We start from the raw sequence: 18269 nt of genomic DNA, 5'->3' as shown, positions 1-18269 counted from the left end.
TGAAATATTACCTATTACATATTCTTCAACTACTGACAATTTAAATTCTTTGCTATATGAACTATTTCTATTTGATGTTTCAAATGCACTAGGTCCATGTTCTTTATATCTTAGATACCAACGACGTACAGATGCTTCATCAGCTTCGACTGATTTCGCAATACTTTCAAAGCTACCATTACCTTTTTCATAATTCTTACATGCTTGAATCTTAATTTCTTTACTATGTTTAGTTTTTCTGCCCATAAAAAATACCTCCAAGTAGATAATCTAATTTTAATTAATTAGACTGTCTACTTTGGAAGTATCATATCATTTGCAGGATTTTCAATATTGCTAATTTGAATTCGAAGCCTTACCAATGTCATCTTTCTTGAAGATAATGCTGTAACCTTCCTTAGCCAGAATAACTGCAAGAACGAAAAGCAAAACAGGGAATATTACCAGCAGGTAATTTCCGGCAATGAAATTGGATCTGATGAGTAACAGCAAAGCACTCAATGTTACAACAAGCATGAAAACCATTGGTATTACCAGCATGTGATAGTTCTTTCCAGTGTTTTTCAGCCATACTGCTATAGCAAGCAATGCCAGTGCTGCAAGCAACTGGTTTGCTGAACCGAATATAGGCCATATTTTTGAATATCCTCCAACAGCTAGGTATCCGCCGATAATTACGGTTATAGCTGTGGAAACATACATATTTGTAAAGACTGACTGTTTTTCTTTTTCAGGATTTTCGAAAAATTCCTGGAATATGAAACGATTAAGTCTTGTTGCAGTGTCAAGGCTTGTTAAAGCAAATGCTGATACTGCCAATGCTACAAATGATTTACCTATGGCAAACGGAATACCAAATTTAGACATGAACGTTCCAACACCGTTTGAGAATACATTAACAGGTCCGCCTTTCAGAAGTTCTGTCAAATCACCCTGTGATACATAAGCTGCCGTTACTAAAGCTACAGTAGCCAAGACGCCTTCAATGAGCATTGCACCGTAACCGATAGTCTTTGCATCTTTTTCATTGGCAATTTGTTTTGATGTTGTACCTGAGCCTACTAATGAGTGGAAACCTGAAATTGCGCCGCATGCTACTATTACAAACAACATTGGGAACAAGAATTGTCCGTTTACAGTGAATCCTGTAAATGCCTTGAGTTGAATGCCTGGTCTGTAAATTATTATTCCTAGTACTGCGCCTGCAATCATGGCATACAACAAGAATGAATTCAAATAATCTCTAGGCTGCAGCAAAATCCATACAGGAGCTGTTGAAGCCACAAATATATACACCATCAATATTACTATCCATGTATTAACGCTTAATGCAAGCGGGAACACATATCCCAGCCACACGCATGTGAACAGGAGAATTACGCCGATTATTGTTCCTACCTTCAATGATAACCCTTTTCTGTACACTGCCCAGCCAAATATTACAGCAAGTAAAATGAACATCAGCGAAGATGAAGCTGCTGCTGGTACCGCAGCAAATGTGCTGGCAACTATGTTTGTGAATGCTGCAACAACCAGCAACAGTGTTAGCCATGCAAATATTGAGAACAACATCATACCCTTTTTACCCATATTGGCATGAATAACTTCACCTATAGATTTACCCTTGTGACGCACTGATGCGAACAATGCTCCAAAGTCATGAACTCCTCCCACAAATATACTTCCAATAATTATCCAAAGAAGTACAGGAACCCATCCAAATATGGCCGCCTGAACAGGTCCATTTATTGGCCCTGCTCCTGCTATAGAAGCAAAGTGGTGACCGAGGAGAACAGCTGGTTTTGTTGGAACATAGTCTATTCCATCATTAATTTCTTCTGCAGGAGTTTTTCTGGAAGGGTCGATGCCCCATTGCTTTGCCAGCCAGGCACCATAAGTAACATAAGCAACAATAAAACATACAATACTTAAAAGAACTAACCATAATGCATTCATAAAGAAACCTCCTTTAAAATAAAATAGAAACGATTGCAAAACATTAACATTTGGAACTAAAAGCTATAAACCTTACTGACCTCCTTTCCCTTTTTATTTGTTGATATTAGACCTTCATCAAGTGAGACCAACATTAATCGTATGTCGGCCCAGCCCTTGAATCCAAGTGCAAAACTTTTTCCAAATTTAAACCGTCTTACTGCTTCTACAATAAATTCTAAATCTTCATTAGAAATATTATCAGCAACCATTACTCCTGTTATGATGCTGGACATGTGTTCGTTGGAGGGTTTAACAATTGATTCCACAGATTTAATCATTGATTCTGTTAAGTTCATATAGTCAGTTTTATTTAGATTTTTGAAGTGTTTAATAAGGCAATATTCGTTGTTTTCAAAGGCATATATGACAGCATTTTTTACTGCAACATATTTTTCGTTTCTCAAGTGAAATTCAGCATATAAATCGTACTGTACATCATTAATGATATAATTTTTTGAAATATCAAAACTGCTTCTCAGTTTATTTTCTATCATTTCAATATATTGAGCAAAATCCATTTCAGCCTCTTTTTCATTTAGTAATATCATTGCACTCCGTATGCATTAATATCCTCACAACTGCATTTTATCACCATTGATGACATTAGTCAATTAAAAATTTAAAACGTTTTCAACTTATTAACTCTACTTTAAGATAATTCCATCTGCATTTTTTAATCTTTTGTTAATATGTATGTGTGTAATTTGTTACTTTAGAACACATGCTTTTTTCCATATGTCTTAAAACTGCAAACATCAAATTTATAAAAATAGATTTCTTTCGACAAATTTTGCTGTTTTAAATTTGTCCTGTTCTGAAATTTAGTCTATAAAAATCATTGACTTTATTATGATATTAAAATAAAATAAATAAAAAATACAAGCACTGTAAGGAAATCGTTTCTCAGGAGGATGATTTATTGGACAAAGATAAATTGAAGGACATATTGGAAAATATCCGGTTATTCTTTGGAGCCGCAACAGACTTCAACAGGAAATCCAGATCAATGCTTTTTAAAGAAGCACACAATGAAATGGATGAGTTCATCCTTTTGTGCTTTGGAGACATTTTGGGAATTCCCATACCAACAACCTATTACTCACTGGAACTTCTCCCTCTCATTGCCGACGACCTTGACGGCTGGCAGCAGAGGATGATAAACAGGCTGTATGTGTGGGAAGAAAAATGGTCAGACTACGGTTTTGATGTATAGGAGGGATTATGAACAAAATAATATTTTTCGGAGGAAAAGGCGGTGTAGGCAAGACAACCTGCAGTGCTTCCTATGCGGTTTTTTCGGCAGACTTGGGATTAAAAACACTGCTGGTGTCAACAGACCCAGCCCACTCTACTTCTGACATTTTTGAAAAGAACATTGCAGATACAATTACAAACATCATGCCCAATCTTGACGCCATAGAAATAAGCGGCGAGAAAGAAAGCAAGCTTTATATGGACAGTGTCAGAAAAAGTCTTAAGAATGTTGTCAGCCCCGTAATTGTAAAAGAAATCAACAAACAGATAGATGCTGCCTCTGTTTCTCCCGGAACAGAAGAGGCTGCTTTATTTGATAAAATGATAGATATTATTACAGAAAAAGTAAAGGAATACGACCGAATAATTTTTGACACCGCTCCTACAGGACACACAGTGAGACTTTTGACACTTCCGGAGCTGTTGGGAGCTTGGCTTGAAACATTAATCAACAAAAGGCAAAAGTCTGTTTCATTGATGTCCATGGCTAACCACAACGGCTACGCTGACAAGTCTGAAGCAGAAAAGGATGAGGTCATTAAAATACTGAAAAGAAGACTTGATAAAATAAATCTTGCAAAGAAAATCATGATGGATGATAAACTTTTGTCCTTTATTTTTGTAATAAATGCAGAAAAACTTCCTATAGACGAAACAATGAAAGCCATAAATATATTGGAAAAATACAACATTTCAGTTGATGGCATAATAATCAACAAAATACTTCCTGACAACATGCACGACGATTTCTGGAAGAACAAAAAAGAACAGGAATTAAAATACCTGGACATTATTTCAGAAAAATTCAAACATAAAAAAATATTTAAACTCCCCATGCTTGCAGAAGATATGAAATCAGATAACATAGGAGAAATTGCTGCAAAATTCAAAGATTTTAAATAGTTCCACCATAATTCAAAAAAACCATCTGCAATCATGCAGATGGTTTTTCAAAATTAATCTAATACAGTGCTTGCTATAATATCTTTTCTTTTTTCAGAAAGCTTTAAAGTGTACCATCCGTAAAGCAATGTGAGCACTCCTGCCACCACATATGAAATAGCATAGCTTTCAGGATTCATTCCTAATCTTGATTCAAGACCAAACCCAATTGGTGCATGAAGAATGTAGCTTGTTATTATGAATGTGTAGAACATTCCTGGTATCAATGAAATCCAGTAGTTCTTTTTGTTAAGCTTCAGGTATATTGTAACCAAGGCCAATGCAAATATTGCAACTGTCTGGTTTGTCCATGCGAAATATCTCCAGAGAATGTTAAATCCTGATGGATTCATTTTTGCGTAAACCAGTATTATTATTGCAGGAACAAATATTGCCAGTGTTACAGCAATTCTTTTTCCTTTTTTTGACTGATCTATGTTGAACTGCTCAGCAATCATAAGTCTTAATCCTCTGAATGCTGTGTCTCCTGATGTTATAGGAAGAACTATAACGCCTAGTATTGCAAACAATGCTCCGACAGATCCTAAGAATTCTCTTGAAATAACACCTATCATCAAAGTTGCGTTAGTTGAAACTTCTGTTCCTCTGTTGAACAACACCATTGCTCCAGCAGCCCATACCATTGCTATGAAGCCTTCAGCAAGCATCATGTTGAAGAAAGTCATTTTTCCTTCTTTTTCTGTCTTGATAGTACGTGAAATCAAAGTTGTCTGAGTTCCGTGGAAGCCTGACATTATACCGCATGCAACTGTTATGAAGAATACCGGTACGAAAGGAAGTTTGCCTGGATGCTGTGAAAACATAGTTCCTGTGAAAGATAAGTTTGTTAAGTTTGCTCCACCGTCAGCAAGTATTCCAAACAGAACACCAATTGCTGATATGATTAATATTGCTCCAAACAACGGATAAACTCTTCCAATTATTGCATCTATCGGGAATAATGTTGCTACCAGGTAATAAAGGAATATTCCGCCGTAAACCATCCACATGGTAGGATTTGAAGCAACTGATTCTTGTCCGATAAGTTCTTTAACTATTAAATCCCCAGGTGTGTAAACAAATACAACTCCAACCAATATCATCAATATCCAAATAAATACGTTGTATACTCCTCGAATTTTCTTTCCGAGATATTTATCAATCATTTTAGGAAGCTGTGCTCCGCCTTCTCTCATGGAAATCATTCCTACAAAGTAGTCATGCATTGATCCTGCTAAAACACATCCTATTGGAATAGTAAGAAATGCAATAGGTCCAAATAAAATTCCCTGTATTGGTCCAAGTATAGGTCCTGTGCCTGCAATGTTCAGCAAGTTTACCAAACTGTTTTTCCAAGATTTCATGGCAACAAAGTCAACGCCGTCAGCCTTCGCAACAGCTGGTGTTTTTCTGTCATCCGGTCCGAAGACCTTTTCACAATATTTACCGTAAACTAATCCTCCGACAAGCAAAATTGCCAATCCGATTATAAATGTCGTCATATGTTTCTCCTTTTAGTATTATTAGAATATAATCCTCGTAAGGATTATGTATTTTTCAGCATAAAATTTATTGTTAAAAATGTAACCTTTATGCATTTGATTTATTAAAATCATTTGCAATTTCATAACCTTTTCACAAACAATAATTTTAATTTGTTTCTATTTACTGTACAGTATTCAGCTGACAAAACGTATTATACTATTCTGTTCAATGTCTGTCAACACTATTTTTTTCCAGGAAAACCTTGTACTTAAACGTTTAATTTAGAGTTTAAAAATAAAAACAGCTGTCTGAAAGCGTCCAACGCCCATGTACCAGCTGTTTTAGTGTTGCGTTTTAAATGTATTTTATAATTATAAATTTCATTTGTAATTATAATCATAAATTTGTAAATCAATTAATTTTTTCCAGACATTATCTGTCTGTTCCCATGTACCTGCTGAGAGAATATGTGAGATAAAAGCAAGCAATCAAAATAAAAAAATTCAAAGCATAATCAAGCGTTAAATTAAATCCCGGGAAAATAGAAAAAATAGATCCTATAACAAGTCCCAATATTGTATAGTATGTATAGCCGTATGCTTTTTGAAAAAGCATTGAAATCAGTTTTGCAAACAACAAAATGCTCAGACCGAATCCTATACCCAGGTAGAAAAGCATGAATATGTTTATGTTTGAAATTGCTCCTATAACTGCTTCATATGCTCCTATGTACATAAGGATTATTGATGCGCTTATTCCGGGAATAATAGTACCAAATCCTATTATTGCTCCGTAAATAATCAAATATAAAGGAGTTGTCTGCACATCTCTTATAATATTTATTGCATTGTTTTCAAGATATGTAAGTAAAATTGTGAGGAACAAGGATATGAGGAAAAGTACAAGATATTTATTTTTAAACCCCCTCCTGTTGGCTTGCTTCACAACAGATGGCAATGTACCAAGCATGAGTCCTACGAAAGCATACCTCACTTCTATTTCATAAAAATTGAACAGGTATTCAATTACTCTGCTAAAAACCAATATGCCTGCAATCCCGCCTATTCCAACAGGCAAAAAATACATCAGATTTTCTTTGAAGTTTTTGTTCAAATGGGCAATGAAATTTGCAAGCTTGTCATACAATCCAAAAATTACTGCCAGAGCTCCGCCGCTTACACCTGGAGCTATGGCACCTGCGCCCATTGCCAGACCTTTTAAAAAACCAATAATAAAATTCATTCTCAACACCTCGATTAATATTGCCACCATTAGATTATACAAAAGATTACCACTTATATCAACCTAAAATGATTTAATGGTCAAAATAAAATGAAACTCCAGTGTAGAAAACATTTTCATAATTCTTTGACTTCCATGGTACTTATTGGTATAATTATAACAATGATGCATAAGTTGCTAATTTTAACGGAGGTAAATATGTTTAAAAATTGTGAAGAACTGAGACATTACATCCAGGAACACGGTGTGGAGATGATTGATTTCAAAATGATTGATTTATCCGGACGCTGGCGTCATCTTACCATACCTGCAGAAAGGTTTACGGAAGAAACTCTTGCAAGCGGAATAGGCTTTGACGCTTCTAACTATGGCTTTGCACCACTTGAAAAAAGCGACATGGTTTTTATTCCTGATTTAACATCTGCTTTCACTGACCCCTTTTGCTCTGTGCCTACCATCAATATGATAGGAGATGTATATGTAATTGGCAATCCACACACGACTTTTGACCAGGATCCGCGAGTAATTGCAAAGGCAGCTGAAGATTATCTGCACTCAACAGGTATTGCTGATGAAATACGTATTGGTCCTGAATTTGAATTTTTTGTTTTCGACCACGTTAGCTATGAAACATCCCCTCATAAAACCGGTTTCAGAATTGATGCCAAACAAGCAGACTGGAACAGCGGCAAGGATAATGACAATTTAGGATTCAATGTTCCGCACAAGGGAGGATATCACATTGATATTCCATTTGATGATCTTTACAATTTAAGAAGTGAAATTTGCATGCTTCTTGAAGAACGAGGAGTAAAGGTAAAGTATCACCACCATGAAGTTGCAGGACCGGGACAAGTTGAAATAGAAGTTGAATTTGGAAACTTGAGGGAAATGGCAGACAAGACCATGCTTGTAAAATACATTGTCAGGAATGCCGCTTTCAAGGCCGGAAAGTCCGCCACCTTCATGCCTAAACCACTGTATGGTGAAGCAGGCAACGGCCTTCATGTACACATGCATTTGTTTAAAAACAACCAGCCTGTATTTTATGAAAAGGGAAACTACTCCGATTTGAGCAGCACTGCCATGTACTTTATAGGAGGAATTTTAAAACACGCCCCTGCAATAAGTGCCTTGGCTAACCCTTCCACTAACAGCTACAAAAGACTGGTTCCCGGATACGAAGCACCTGTGAACATATGCTTTGCAAGTTCCAACAGAAGCGCGGTCATAAGAATTCCCGGATATGCTGTGAAGCCTGAAAAGAAACGTTTTGAATACAGAGCAGGAGACGGCACTGCAAATCCTTACCTGGCATATTCGGCAATGCTTATGGCAGGAATAGACGGAATATTAAATAAAATCGATCCTGTTGAAGGCGGATACGGACCATATGACGTAAATTTGTACAACCTTCCTGAAGAAGAAAAACAAAAAATCAAATCTCTTCCTTCAAGTTTAGATGAAGCTATTACGGCATTGGAAAATGATTATGAATTTTTGCTGGCAGGAAATGTTTTTCCAAAACGTCTTCTTGAAATCTGGGCTGAACAAAAAAGAAACGAAGCAAGAGCTGTTTCACTAATTCCAAATCCTGCAGAATTCGGAATGTACTACGACTTATAACATAATCCGGGGACGTACCTTTCAGTTACTTATTAAAAATGCTCTGTTAAGTTGATTCTTAACAGAGCATTTTTTGAATTGAGTTGATTTCAGGGTACGTCCCCGGAGTTAATCCCCGGAGTTAAGTGTTTATCAGCAGTTTCCTTCGTAGACATAGTTAAGGTTTTTTCTGGCAATGTCAGCAAGCTTATAAACTTTTTCTACTTCTGTCGGATTTTTGTCCTGCATTTTATAACAAGGAAAAAATCTTGATATGTGAAGAGGCATGTTTACATCTACACCAGCAATGAATTTTGACAAGTTTTCAATTTCTTCTACACTGTCATTTTCATCCGGTATTATGAGAGTTGTAACTTCCACGTGGCTTGATTCTGCTGCAAGGGCTATAAAATTTTTCACTATTTCAAGATCCCCGCCTATTTTTTTGTAAAATTCATTTGTGAAGCCTTTTAAATCTATGTTGAAGGCATCAATTAATGGCATAATTTCATTCATGGGCTCCTTTAGAAAACATCCATTTGTCACAACTACATTTTTAAGGCCTTTTTCTCTTGCAAGCTTAGCACAGTCTCTCACATATTCATATCCCACAAGTGGTTCGTTGTATGTGTATGCTATTCCTATGTTATTCCTGGAAACCAAATCTACTGCAGCCATGACCAGGTCTTCCGGCGGCACATAGCGTGCATTTGCTTTTTCTTTTGAGGCCATGGAAATTTCATGATTCTGGCAGAACTGACACTTAAGGTTACATCCAAAGCTTCCCACAGACAATATTTTACTTCCGGGATGAAAGCGCATCAGAGGCTTTTTTTCTATGGGGTCCAGCGCAATGCTAGTGAGCAGTCCGTAATTTATGGGTATAATTTTTCCTTCCTGGTTGCTTCTGGCTTTGCAGAGCCCTACTTGATGTTCATCAATACTGCAGAGGTGCGGGCATGTGCTGCACGTTATTTTCATTTGTGCCTCACCACCTCAAACCGTTCCATGGAATAACTTTCATGTTCTGATATTCCTGCTTTTTTAAGTGCAATACCAACTTGCTCCAAAGGTGTGTTTATCCCTTCAAGATTAGGCAGGAGAAGCCCTCTTCTTGTCCCCTTTGTTACAATAACTCCGTAACGCTCAGGGTCAAGTTCTTCCATTGACTGGATTGCTTCAGGTTCTCCAAGAACATCAACGCTGTAAATAATACGCGGAAGTTCTTCTTCACTTACAGGATAAAACCTTGGATCTTCCGTACCGGCACTTATGGCATTTTGAATGATTTCCTCGGCGATGCAGCTTGTTGTGGGAGCAATTGTTCCGATACAGCCTCTCAATTGTCCGTCAAGTTTCAATGAAACGAATACTCCAGCTTTATTTTTTAAAAGTTCGTCATCCAGGTCATTTGTTTTTTTAATTTTTTTGTGATTGGAGACATAGCTTTCAAGTGTCTTCCTTGCAAGGTTCACATAGCTGTCTTCTTCTTTTTTGAGGTTATCAATTTTTGACTGTTCTTCTTTTTTATAAACTTCATCAAAATGTCTTTCACTGTCATTGCCTGTTACCTCATAAGCTGCAACAGCATATCCCACGCCAAAAGGTCCTTCATATGACAAAAGCTCTGATTTTAATTCCTTGCCGTCAAGTGAACCTGCCATGGTTATAAATGACCTTAGCCCGCATTCTGCAGCAGATTCACAGAACTCTTCATCAAATTTCATAAATTTTAAAAAGTCACCGTTTCTCATGGCCTGTGTAACTTCACGGTCAAATATGGGACCTTCTTCCCTGTAACCATAAGGCCCTTCATCCTTAAGCATGTGAGACAGATCTCCGCTTGCTATAAACACGACATTCTTACTGCTTTCGTCAGAAACCTTGCTTATTAATTTTCCGAATGAGTAGTGGTCTATGTATGTAAGTCCTGATATGGAAATGCGCACAAGCTTGTAATCATTGAAGTATTTATTTACAAAATACAATGGAACCATTGCTCCATGATCGAGATTTTTGTTTTTTTCTCCCAGTGTTCCTGCCGGAATATTGCTTTGTTCAGCCAATAGGGATAATTGCTGCACAAAATCAACATCATATTCAACATGCATACTTATCTGTCCATGACCAAATTCCTTGAAACTTCCGCTTGCTCCTCTTCCCGGTGAAATATGGATGTAGTCTGAATACATAATGGAATGTGGAGTTGTCAATACAATAGTATCTGGTTTTATTTCTGCTATTCTATGGGCAACTTTTTCATAAGCCTCAACTGTCTTTTTGATTTTAATTTCCTGTCCTCCGCCGATTGCAGGTATTATAAGAGGCGGATGTGGCAAGATGAATGCTTCTTTTATTGGCATTTTATCACTCCTTGTTAGAGTTTTTTATATTATTATACCTATTTTCAGTAATTTAAACAATAAGCTCAGAAAATTCATTTCAATTTAAAAAAGAGCGTTTTAGTACGCTCTTTAAACCATTGACAAACCTGTCTCTCCACAAATCGTAGGGACGGACCTCGTGTCCGCCCGGAAGGATTAAATCAACAATAACATAATCATGTAATTCAAAATTCTGCGGGAGGATACAAGATCCTCCCCTACATATTGGGAAAACAATTCTAAACATACGTAACACTTCAATACTCAACACGTAGGGGCGGACCTCGTGTCCGCCCGTGTTATTAAGACAATAATTTTGTTATCTTCGGATTAAGATTTCTGCATTCCCGCTGCTTTTTTAAATATGAGATATCCCACCACAAACATGAGGCTTATAAACGCAACTCCTGTTTTGGAGCTGCCGCTTATTTGTGTTGTAATTCCCATTAGCATTGTACCTGTAAATGATGCTCCTTTTCCAAAAATGTCAAAAAATCCGAAATATTCGCTGGATTTTTCCTTTGGAATTATTTTTGCATAATATGAACGTGACAGTGCTTGAATTGCTCCCTGAAACATAGCCACACATACAGCTAGGAACCAGAATTCCCAGGCTTTGTCCAGCTGCAGAGCAAACAAGGCTATGAAAAAATATCCTCCAATGCAAAATCCTATTAAATCTTTTGTCTTGTACTTCTTTGAAAGCTTACCGAACAATATAGCAAAGGGAAAAGCAACCACCTGTGTTAAGAGCAGTGCAAGCAAAAGATTGTTGTCGCTTATGCCAACATCCTTTCCGTATGATGTTGCCATTTCAATTATGGTATACACTCCGTCAATATAGAAAAAGAATGCCAGAAGAAACGTGAAGATTTCTTTTTGATGCTTTATATCCTTAAATGTATTTCCTAGTCTTTTGAAGGCATTGGCAAATGCGTGCTTTTCGACTTCTACATAATGAACTTGCTTGTAGTTTTTAAGAAGAGGAACTGTCACTAAAAACCACCATACTGCGTTTATCAGAAAAGCAATTCCCGTTGCTTCTGCCGAAGTTATATTGAACTTTTCGGCTGACAATATGAGCACGAGGCTTATTACAAACGGAATACATGAACCAATATAGCCCCAGGCATAACCAAGAGAGGACAGCACATCCATTCTTTCATCAGTTGTAACATCAGGAAGCATGGCATCATAAAAAACTAAACTTGCAGACACACCGACTTTGGCAATTATGAAAACAACAAGAAATATAATCCACATCATAGGGACGGAAAGGGCTGCACACCCTAGCACTCCCATCATGAGGAACAATGTGAACAATGGTTTCTTGTATCCCTTTGTATCAGCCAGAGTACCAAGAGTAGGCGCTAAAATTGCCACAATCAAAGTAGAAATTGAAATTGCATATCCCCAGTATGCTGTTGAGTTTGCCTGGGATACACCATTTGCTGCAGCAATATTTTTAAAATAAATGGGTATAATTGTTGATACAAGCATTATGAAAGCGGAATTTCCAACGTCGTACAAAATCCAATACTTTTCAAGACTTGACAAATTGCTTCTAGATTTTATCATAACCACCTCTTAAAATCGGTATTTAATTATATATAATTTTATATTAATTCCGCCATAATTACAAGAAATATAAAAGTCACCCATAGTATCTACAATAAAATTTACAATCTTCATAAAATCTTCACAACTTTTTTGTAAGATTGATTTGATCTAGATTGTTAATCTTTTACAATTTATGTCCCCTAAAAAAACAAGACCCCCGAGGGTCTTGTTTTTTAATCAAAGTTTCTGTTAAAGCGCTGATTAATATCATCGCTGTTTTTTATATTAGAACAATATTCTTCAATCAATCTTGCTGTTGGTTCTATCGCTTCACTGAGCAAGTACAGCAGATTTTCATTGATTTCATTAATGTTATCATCTCGTTCATACTTCATCATAAGGTCTATCATGCTGTCGTAATTTCCTGTAGCCTTCAGCGCTCCTGAAATCAAAGACCGCTTTATTTTTCCCGGTGCAACAAGAAGATTCAAATAAAACTTCATGGATTTCAATGCTTTTTCAACTTTTTCTGCTGTAACACCCGTAAAAAACGAAGAAATAATCATGGAGTTTTGACAGCTGGGGTTAATGTGGGCTGTTGGCTTGAAGGATAAAGGTTCTAAATTGCTTTCAATCATAAGTGACCTGTCAAGTTCAACCTCTATTTCGCTGTGTGAAAACTTATTTTCATTTTGCCTGATATACGGATGGCACTGGCTATCAAGCATGAAGTGGCATATGAAACCTGCTGTATATGAAAGAGAAGCGTCATAATAGTTGCTCAAGTTTATTGTGTTCCTGGCTTTTTCAAAAAAACCTTTAGCCTGTTCTTTGTGAATTGCATGTCCCATGGCACTTATGTCATTGGACTTCAGAGGCTTAAAATAAAACAATATATCAGGTCCATGGAGTCCTATGTGGTAAAGCTCTATGTTATCATTAATAACTTCTCTGATGTTACCGTTCAATTTTTTAAGCACTTCCATGCCAAATTTATAATGAGCATACGTAGTAGGCATTTTTCACTCCTGCTTATTAAAATATATTTTTTCTATTTCAATTACTTCCAATGGTTTGCTGAAATAATATCCCTGGAAATAATCACAATCTATGTTTCTGAGGCTTTCATACTGCTTGAGTTCTTCTATTCCTTCTGCTGTTATCTGAAAATTAAGACTGTGAGCAAGAGAAATAATATTTTCCACCGCACTTAGGTTATTCAGTTCAAAGAACTTATCAATCAATGACTTATCCAGCTTAACCTTGTTCATTGGTATGTATGTTAGATAATTCAAAGATGAAAAACCTGTGCCGAAATCATCCAGCGCTATTTTTATTCCCATATTTTTTAAATTGTACAAAAAATCCATGGTACTTTCAGCTTTTTCAAGCAAAATGCTTTCTGTTATTTCTATTTCTATATATTCAGGCTCAATTTCATTGTCCTTAAGTATCTTTTTCAGACATTCCACATATTGAGTGTCCTTAAGCTGCTTGCATGAAAAATTCAAGGAAATGGGTTTTGGCTCATAGCCCTGTTGCTTCCATTTTCTAAGCTGGCTCACTGCTTCATAAGTAACATATCTTCCTATGTTGATAATTAAACCACACTCTTCAGCCACGGGTATGAAAACACTGGGCGGAATGTTATGGTTCTTGAGCCTTATAAGTGCTTCATAGCCTGCTGCTTCCCCTGTCTGGGAGCTCATGTATGGCTGATACACAAGTTTAAAGCCATCATTTTTCAAGGCTTCTCTCAATACAGTTTCTATGTTGTTTCTTGCTAACAGTTCTTCCTTCATCTGAATTGTATAAAACAAACAGTTGCTTTTTCCTGACCGCTTAGCCTTGTACATTGCAGTATCTGCATTTGCAATTATTTTTTCTGCTTCTGTACCATCATCCGGAAACAACGCAACTCCTATGCTTGCCTTCATATGGTTTTCCCTGTTATCAACTACAAAGCCTTCGTGAAACAAATTTTTTAACAAGTTGATGCATCTGAACAGTTCTTGCTTGCTTTCACTTCGCACGAGTATTAAAAACTCATCGCCTCCGTGACGGGCAACAAAATGTTTTTCATCGGCTATCTTTGACAACCTGTCCGTTATTTTCTTCAAAATCATATTTCCGTATTCATGTCCCAGGGTATTGTTTATTTTTTTAAAATTATCCAACCCGATCATGATTACAGCACCGGAAATGCCTTTATCTATTTCTTCTTTCAGGCACTCCTTAAATTTAATCCTGTTTGGAAGGTTTGTCAAGAAATCAAAGTGAGCAATTTTGTCAAGTTTCTCATGGCTTTCCATAAGTTCCTTTTCAATTTTTCTTTGCTTTATTGCATCATATGCCAAAACCATCAACAAAACAACCAGAAAAAAAATAATAAGCAATGTAATGATTATATACTCCCTGTATTGTTCAAAAATATCAACTTTATTGTTAATAAGCACCGATTCTTCAGGTATTAATTTTTCATCTATGTTGTACTTTTTTATTATATTGTAATCAAAAATGTACCTGTTCGGGCTGTCAGTGACCATTTCAACTGATTCTACAGAAGACCCGTTTAATATTTTCATAACCATCTGAGCTGCTATTTCGCCGGAATCAAAATAAGAAACCATCTTGCCGCCCAATAATCCATTGCCGACTCCTCCTATTGAAGCACGGTAAACCGGAACTTTTGTATGTTTTTTTAAAATTTCAACAGCCTCATCAATTGTTATATTCTTACCTGTTTTGTCCTTAAACATGCTTAAATACAATAAAATTGTGTCATCTCCAACATTCTCCAGCACACTTTCCAGTTCCTCGAATGTATATTCAGAAGTATTTATGTGCTCAAATGACAATTCTTTAAACTCGTCTTTTATGGAATAAAACTGTTCCATATCTCCGATTCCTGTTAATGTATTGTCCACTATTGCAACCGCCCTTGTTGCTTTAGAGTTGAATTTATATGCAATTTCAATATTTTCCTTCAATGATGTCTCTTCGATGATTCCTGTCATATATTTATTTTTATTGGCAAGTCCAGCTCTTTTAAAATCATTGATGCCCAGGAATACTACAGGAATTCCATTGAACAAATCCTCCTGAAAATCCATAGCAAACTGTAAAGCATTGTCATCTCCTACAATAATTGCGTCATAAGCAGCAAGCTTACTCATTTTGTATTTTAGCAAGTCATGAAAAATCCTCCTGCTCTCTTCGTCGTAGAAGCGTTTACTATCCATGTACTCAACATCAAGCTGGACATTATTTTTAAGCAGGACTGATTTAATGCCTTCTATCTGATAGGGCACCGTAATAAAATTTTCATTGTAAGAACTTATAAACAATACATTCCTGACTTCATTTTCTGCAAGAGCATCACTAATATTTAGAGAAAAAAACATAATTATTAATAAAAGAACTTTCCCCCACATGCCTCTTAACATAATATTATTTTTCACCGGAACCTCACTAGTTTAATTATGCATTTTTATAATTTACTATATATTATCAACATATTAAAAGCAATAATTATTTAGTTAAAAATTGCGCGACACAGGAGTGTCTAGTAACAGAAAACCCGGAATTTTTCCGGGTTTTACATCATTCGCAATTATTTGTTTTTTAAATAGCTTTTCCTTTTTCCAGCGACAGAAGTTTTTCCTTCATGTCCAGTCCGCCGGCATATCCCGTTAAGCTTCCGTCGGAACCAACCACCCTATGGCATGGTATGAAGATCATGATTGGGTTTTTATTGTTTGCCATGCCCACAGCCCTGCATGCCTTTGGATTACCAATATATTCAGCAATTTGCTTGTAAGATCTGGTCTCTCCGTAAGGAATGTCACAAAGAGCTGCCCATACTTTCTTTTGGAATTCTGTTCCATTGGGGTTCAGCGGCAAATCAAAAGAATTTCTTTTTCCTTCAAGATATTCATTTAACTGAAGCGCTGCATTTTTCAAAAGACTTGTTTCATTCACTTCAATACTATGGTTTTCCGAGATTACATTTACATCAGTTATTTCCGTTCCGTTGTCTTCAATGGCCACAAGACCTATTTTAGTTTGGAAAACAAATACATTTTTCATGTTTACCTACTCATCCCTGAAAGTTATTTTGCCATCCTTCATGTCATCTATAATTGCAAGACTTTTTAAATTATAGCCCTCACTCCTTAAAATCTCTCCGCCTTTTTGAAAGCCTTTTTCTATGGCGATACCAATTCCCTTAACTTCAGCATTACATTGACCTGCCATATCTAACAGACCTCTCATTGCACTACCTTCAGCCAGGAAATCATCTATTATAAGAAGTTTATCATTTTCATTTAAATATTTTTTGCTTATCATTATTTTGTAATCTTTGTTTTTAGTGTATGAATGCACCTGTCCAACATAGACATCCTTATCAAGATTCAAGCTTTCAGTTTTTTTTGCAAAAACTACAGGCACTTTAAAAACAAGCGCAGCCATAATGGCAATTGCTATGCCGCTCACTTCGATGGTAAGAATTTTTGTAATCCCCTGATCCTTAAAAAGTCTGTGGAGCTCTTCTCCCATTTCATATAGAAAATCAGCATCAAGCTGATGGTTTAGAAAACTGTCAACCTTTAAAATATTTCCTTCCCTAATCTCTCCTTTTTCAATTATCATTTGCTTTAGCTTATCCATGTCAATTCCTATCCATATTATATTTTTATATATAATATACTATAAAGCGACAAAAATCAACGTGTAAATTCGATAGACTAACATATTAATTCCATCCTGAATTAATCAAATCAGAAAATTCAATATTTATCATTGTAAGAAGGTTGTCAGCAGCAATAGGACATTCCTTGCTGTAAAGGTAGTAAATAGAGTCATTTTTCTTGCAGGGCAGAGAAAGCACAAATTTGATTCTGTCTCCTTGTGAATGTTCAACCAATAGATTTCCTCCGTGTAAATTAGTTATGGATCTGGACAAAATCAGTTCTATTGACTCTTCTTTATTGTAGTCCCCAAACTGCTGGTTTTTCATTCCCAAAATATCCATTACGTTTTTATGGTTAATGCTGTCGGTTTTCATCTCTTCATAATCAACTGATATTTCAACACTTGACTCAGCAGTCCTAAAATTCACAAAAATTTTCCCTCCGGTAGTTGAGCTCCTCACGGCATTTGAAAGAATGTTCAGAATAACTCTTTCCATTTTTTTAGGATCAAACAATATCATTTTTTCTTCTGAATCTGTATCAAATAATATTTCAAGCTGTTTGTCCCTGATTGCTTCAACAGCTTTTACCACATTTACAACAACATTTTCAGTTATTGAAACAATATTTGCGTTGCAGCAGTTCAAATCGTACTGTCCTGCAGATATTATTGATAAATCCAACAAATTATTAATCATTTTTGTGAGTCTGAAAAAATTTTGCTTTATGGAATTCATACTTTTTGTTGTTTTATCATCGTAAGAATTTTCATAATTGTTTTTCAGATGCTGTTCAAGCAGCTGCGAAGCCCCATATATAATGTCCATAGGGACTTTTAGCTCACTGTAAATATTTAAAAACATATTTTTGCTGTCATCAAATCCTTTTGCTGAAAATCCACTGTACATGATTTTTTCTTCATTGTACAAATCACGTTCAACATTTAATTTATCGCGGGCGGCACTTTCTTCGAATGATCCTTGTCCCGAAGCTACGGTCATACTGGTGTTAATAGATTCGTTGTTTGATTTTCCAGTAAATGGTATGATAACACCTTTTTTATTATTCCCCATATTGCATCCCCCTTCATTTAATCTTTTGATTG

General features: G+C 36.1%; 16 protein-coding genes. 3 read left to right on the top strand and 13 right to left on the bottom strand.

Features of this window, described 5'->3' with window-relative positions; all coding sequences use genetic code 11:
- From LY60_RS12735 to LY60_RS12725, 3 genes are all read right to left on the bottom strand, one after another.
- On the bottom strand, positions 1-246 hold a 246-nt coding region (locus LY60_RS12735), incomplete at its 3' end, for a helix-turn-helix domain-containing protein (RefSeq protein ID WP_145082957.1).
- 90 nt (positions 247-336) lie between these two features.
- On the bottom strand, positions 337-1956 hold the full coding sequence (locus LY60_RS12730) for a carbon starvation CstA family protein (protein ID WP_145084442.1): 1620 nt from the start codon (positions 1954-1956) through the stop codon (positions 337-339).
- 56 nt (positions 1957-2012) lie between these two features.
- Positions 2013-2546, bottom strand: coding sequence for a DUF8052 family protein (locus tag LY60_RS12725; protein ID WP_145084440.1), 534 nt, complete (start codon positions 2544-2546; stop codon positions 2013-2015).
- Between the two features lie 371 nt (positions 2547-2917).
- On the opposite strand from LY60_RS12725, the gene LY60_RS12720 reads away from it, so the two are divergent.
- Positions 2918-3211, top strand: a complete 294-nt coding sequence (locus tag LY60_RS12720; RefSeq protein WP_145084437.1) for a DUF7990 family protein — start codon at positions 2918-2920, stop codon at positions 3209-3211.
- An 8-nt stretch (positions 3212-3219) separates the two neighbouring features.
- Positions 3220-4155 (top strand): ArsA family ATPase, encoded by a 936-nt coding sequence (locus LY60_RS12715; protein WP_145084434.1) that lies wholly within the window; start codon positions 3220-3222, stop codon positions 4153-4155.
- 53 nt (positions 4156-4208) lie between these two features.
- On the opposite strand, the gene LY60_RS12710 is transcribed toward LY60_RS12715, so the two are convergent.
- Both LY60_RS12710 and LY60_RS12705 read right to left on the bottom strand, forming a co-directional pair.
- Positions 4209-5696 carry a carbon starvation CstA family protein gene (locus tag LY60_RS12710; protein WP_145084431.1) on the bottom strand — a complete coding sequence of 496 codons (1488 nt, stop codon included), beginning with the start codon at positions 5694-5696 and terminating at the stop codon, positions 4209-4211.
- A 415-nt stretch (positions 5697-6111) separates the two neighbouring features.
- Positions 6112-6921, bottom strand: coding sequence for a DUF368 domain-containing protein (locus tag LY60_RS12705; RefSeq protein WP_170226214.1), 810 nt, complete (start codon positions 6919-6921; stop codon positions 6112-6114).
- Positions 6922-7119: 198 nt separating this feature from the next.
- On the opposite strand from LY60_RS12705, the gene glnA reads away from it, so the two are divergent.
- Positions 7120-8547, top strand: a complete 1428-nt coding sequence (gene glnA, locus LY60_RS12700) for a type I glutamate--ammonia ligase (protein ID WP_145084426.1) — start codon at positions 7120-7122, stop codon at positions 8545-8547.
- A gap of 132 nt (positions 8548-8679) precedes the next feature.
- Here glnA and amrS read toward each other — a convergent pair whose 3' ends face one another.
- From amrS to LY60_RS12660, 8 genes are all read right to left on the bottom strand, one after another.
- Positions 8680-9507, bottom strand: coding sequence for an AmmeMemoRadiSam system radical SAM enzyme (gene amrS, locus LY60_RS12695; RefSeq protein WP_145084424.1), 828 nt, complete (start codon positions 9505-9507; stop codon positions 8680-8682).
- The gene (gene amrA, locus LY60_RS12690; RefSeq protein WP_145084421.1) at positions 9504-10889 is read right to left on the bottom strand and encodes an AmmeMemoRadiSam system protein A; all 1386 of its coding nucleotides are present in this window, start codon (positions 10887-10889) and stop codon (positions 9504-9506) included. The genes amrS and amrA overlap by 4 nt, the downstream gene beginning before the upstream one ends.
- A 351-nt stretch (positions 10890-11240) precedes the next feature.
- Positions 11241-12488: an MFS transporter gene (locus LY60_RS12685; RefSeq protein ID WP_145084418.1), complete on the bottom strand. Its 1248-nt coding sequence runs from the start codon at positions 12486-12488 to the stop codon at positions 11241-11243.
- Between the two features lie 215 nt (positions 12489-12703).
- Positions 12704-13489 (bottom strand): zinc dependent phospholipase C family protein, encoded by a 786-nt coding sequence (locus LY60_RS12680; RefSeq protein WP_145084416.1) that lies wholly within the window; start codon positions 13487-13489, stop codon positions 12704-12706.
- A 3-nt stretch (positions 13490-13492) separates the two neighbouring features.
- Positions 13493-15931 (bottom strand): ABC transporter substrate binding protein, encoded by a 2439-nt coding sequence (locus tag LY60_RS12675; RefSeq protein WP_145084413.1) that lies wholly within the window; start codon positions 15929-15931, stop codon positions 13493-13495.
- A 163-nt stretch (positions 15932-16094) separates the two neighbouring features.
- A complete protein-coding gene (locus tag LY60_RS12670; RefSeq protein WP_145084410.1) occupies positions 16095-16559 on the bottom strand; it encodes a methylated-DNA--[protein]-cysteine S-methyltransferase in 465 nt (154 codons plus the stop codon).
- 6 nt (positions 16560-16565) lie between these two features.
- Entirely contained in the window at positions 16566-17141 is a 576-nt protein-coding gene (locus tag LY60_RS12665; protein ID WP_145084407.1) for a xanthine phosphoribosyltransferase, read from the bottom strand.
- Between the two features lie 85 nt (positions 17142-17226).
- A complete protein-coding gene (locus tag LY60_RS12660) occupies positions 17227-18237 on the bottom strand; it encodes a sensor histidine kinase (RefSeq protein ID WP_145084404.1) in 1011 nt (336 codons plus the stop codon).
- Positions 18238-18269 lie beyond the last annotated feature (32 nt).

Origin of the sequence: Sedimentibacter saalensis (assembly GCF_007830175.1) — a bacterium.
In the GTDB taxonomy this organism is placed as follows: Bacteria; Bacillota; Clostridia; order Tissierellales; family Sedimentibacteraceae; genus Sedimentibacter; species Sedimentibacter saalensis.
Note: the sequence above shows the minus strand (reverse complement) of the source record. Positions and strands in the feature narration are given on the sequence as shown.

What these genes read in the sequence shown, in the direction of transcription:
- amrS (WP_145084424.1), bottom strand. Translation starts at nt 9,507, where the DNA reads ATGAAAATAACGTGCAGCACATGCCCGCACCTCTGCAGTATTGATGAA.
- LY60_RS12660 (WP_145084404.1), bottom strand. Translation starts at nt 18,237, where the DNA reads ATGGGGAATAATAAAAAAGGTGTTATCATACCATTTACTGGAAAATCA.
- LY60_RS12710 (WP_145084431.1), bottom strand. Translation starts at nt 5,696, where the DNA reads ATGACGACATTTATAATCGGATTGGCAATTTTGCTTGTCGGAGGATTA.
- LY60_RS12705 (WP_170226214.1), bottom strand. Translation starts at nt 6,921, where the DNA reads ATGAATTTTATTATTGGTTTTTTAAAAGGTCTGGCAATGGGCGCAGGT.
- LY60_RS12685 (WP_145084418.1), bottom strand. Translation starts at nt 12,488, where the DNA reads ATGATAAAATCTAGAAGCAATTTGTCAAGTCTTGAAAAGTATTGGATT.
- LY60_RS12680 (WP_145084416.1), bottom strand. Translation starts at nt 13,489, where the DNA reads ATGCCTACTACGTATGCTCATTATAAATTTGGCATGGAAGTGCTTAAA.
- glnA (WP_145084426.1), top strand. Translation starts at nt 7,120, where the DNA reads ATGTTTAAAAATTGTGAAGAACTGAGACATTACATCCAGGAACACGGT.
- LY60_RS12670 (WP_145084410.1), bottom strand. Translation starts at nt 16,559, where the DNA reads ATGAAAAATGTATTTGTTTTCCAAACTAAAATAGGTCTTGTGGCCATT.
- LY60_RS12665 (WP_145084407.1), bottom strand. Translation starts at nt 17,141, where the DNA reads ATGGATAAGCTAAAGCAAATGATAATTGAAAAAGGAGAGATTAGGGAA.
- amrA (WP_145084421.1), bottom strand. Translation starts at nt 10,889, where the DNA reads ATGCCAATAAAAGAAGCATTCATCTTGCCACATCCGCCTCTTATAATA.
- LY60_RS12725 (WP_145084440.1), bottom strand. Translation starts at nt 2,546, where the DNA reads ATGATATTACTAAATGAAAAAGAGGCTGAAATGGATTTTGCTCAATAT.
- LY60_RS12730 (WP_145084442.1), bottom strand. Translation starts at nt 1,956, where the DNA reads ATGAATGCATTATGGTTAGTTCTTTTAAGTATTGTATGTTTTATTGTT.
- LY60_RS12715 (WP_145084434.1), top strand. Translation starts at nt 3,220, where the DNA reads ATGAACAAAATAATATTTTTCGGAGGAAAAGGCGGTGTAGGCAAGACA.